General features: G+C 35.9%; 3 protein-coding genes. All 3 read right to left on the bottom strand.

Annotation, left to right across the window (positions count from 1 at the left end):
- Positions 1 to 60: 60 nt before the first annotated feature.
- Positions 61 to 513, bottom strand: coding sequence for a hypothetical protein (locus FC88_RS03255; protein WP_057812738.1), 453 nt, complete (start codon positions 511 to 513; stop codon positions 61 to 63).
- An 8-nt stretch (positions 514 to 521) separates the two neighbouring features.
- Positions 522 to 1,673: an ABC transporter permease gene (locus FC88_RS03250; protein WP_057812735.1), complete on the bottom strand. Its 1,152-nt coding sequence runs from the start codon at positions 1,671 to 1,673 to the stop codon at positions 522 to 524.
- The coding region (locus tag FC88_RS03245; protein WP_157060410.1) for an ABC transporter ATP-binding protein at positions 1,666 to 2,080 on the bottom strand (415 nt) is incomplete at its 5' end. The genes FC88_RS03250 and FC88_RS03245, both read right to left, overlap by 8 nt.

The raw sequence follows: 2,080 nt of genomic DNA, 5'->3' as shown, positions 1-2,080 counted from the left end.
TCAACTTGACAAGGACGAGTGCATTCCAGCCAAATTTGCTTTGCTATGGAGGACGGCATACTAGAACAAGGCTAGGACAAACCAAATTCCTGTCAAAACACTAACCTTGATCTTATCCGATTGAGATACTTCTAAGAACTTCCAATTCAATAATGCCAAAGTTCCAAAGCCAAATACTCCAGCAATTCCGTTGACCCAAATATTAGTCTTTTTAGCAATCAAGTAGATAATAGTAATCAACACGGCTTCGATAGCTAAACCGATTGCCAAATTGATTACTAATTTCACTTTGTAATTATCATTATTTCTCAATAAGAGCGTAAATAACCAATACCCAATGGCAAAGCTAACTACTGCCCCAATTACAAATAACAATAACTTCAACCACTTACCCATTTGTGGCATTTGTGAAAAGTTTGGATCTGAAACGAACATCTCAATAACTGTCATCAAGATACTAATCAAGACTATTCCTAGTACTGACAGTTTATCTAAACCATATAATTTTTTCATATTTTCCCCTATTCTTCTTTCAACAATCCAACTAATTCCGACTTAGCTGCTTTATTAGAAGGAATAAATCCGAATATTAAACCAACTGCTGTCGATACCGCTAACGACAAGATAATTGCATAAGACGTTATAACGGCTTTAAATGGTAAGAAGGCGTTGATGATATTTACAAAAATATACCCGAAGATAATTCCAATAATTCCACCAATTATACAAAGAACGACACTTTCAATTAAGAATTGATTGCGAATATCACCTGATGTAGCACCAAAAGCACGTCTGATACCTATTTCTTTTCGGCGTTCTGAAACCGTTATGTACATTACATTCATAACCCCAATACCAGCAATCAACAATGAAATTCCAGCAATAAAAGCGATGAAGTAAGTAATATCATTGAGAATCTTAGTAAATTGCTTACTGATTTGATCAGGATTTGAAACTGAATACGTACCAGTCTTCTTCTGTTCACCAATCTTCTTCATTAATTTAGTAGCTTTTTTACCGACTTGTTTTTTATTAGCGTCAGAAGTGACGTACAATTTTGCCTGATCCTTAGAGATTTGGTTCGCAAATAATTGTTTGAAAGTCGTTTTAGAAACGTAGGCATCTGGCCGATAATCCATTGTCCCCACATGATAGATTCCTTCAACCACAAAAACTGTTCCATCGATAGTAATTAAACGATTAAGAGCATTCTTCTTAAACAATTTATGGGCTAAATATTCAGAAATATAAACACCACTGGAATCACCGTCTAGTGGCAAATACGTTCCTTTAACTAATTTCAAATGTTTAGGCTGTTTGTTCAAGCCGATACTGACATTCTTAGTCTTGTACTGAACCTTAGCACCAGCTTCAACAATGCTACTAGCTAGTTTGACGTGATCAACGCCTTTGACGCTACTTAGAGCTGATGCATCGTTCTTAGTAAAACCACCGTCAGTATCGTAAACGGACTTGGATTCCCACTGCAAAGTAACCTTATTTTTTACGTTGTGGTTGCCCATCCCTTTAGTAACCGTGTGCGTGAAACCATCACCGATTGCCAAAATACAAATGACACTAGCGATACCAATGATAATTCCTAACATCGTTAAGAAATTACGATTTTTATTTTTAGTAATTGATTTGAGTGCGATTGAAATTTTATCAGTCATGATTTTCCACACTCTTTTCATCGTTATATAGTCGACCATCACGAATATAAACCGTCCGCATGGCATGTTCAGCTACTTCGCTATCGTGAGTAACCATGATGATCGTCGTTCCATCTTGATTCAATTTTTCAAAAATATCCATAATTTCTTTACTAGTCTTTGAATCCAAAGCCCCAGTTGGTTCGTCAGCGATAATCAACTTAGGACGATTAACAATAGCTCGAGCAATTGCTACTCTTTGTTGTTGTCCACCAGAAAGTTCTGTCGGTAAATTTCTTTCTTTGCCTTTTAAGCCAACTTTTTCAATTACAGATTCAATCAAATGGCGTTTATTATTTTGAGCTTTTTTACTATGGCAGATTGTAAAATATAACCGAACACTAGTGGACACAAAAACCCATAAAGGT

This window comes from Companilactobacillus futsaii JCM 17355 (assembly GCF_001435505.1).
GTDB classification, from domain to species: domain Bacteria; phylum Bacillota; class Bacilli; order Lactobacillales; family Lactobacillaceae; genus Companilactobacillus; species Companilactobacillus futsaii.
The sequence above is the reverse complement of the archived record's forward strand: the minus strand, read 5'-3'. Positions and strand labels throughout refer to the sequence as shown.

Bases quoted from the DNA above. Each gene is read 5' to 3' on its own strand.
- FC88_RS03250 (WP_057812735.1), bottom strand. From the start codon at position 1,673: ATGACTGATAAAATTTCAATCGCACTCAAATCAATTACTAAAAATAAA.
- FC88_RS03255 (WP_057812738.1), bottom strand. From the start codon at position 513: ATGAAAAAATTATATGGTTTAGATAAACTGTCAGTACTAGGAATAGTC.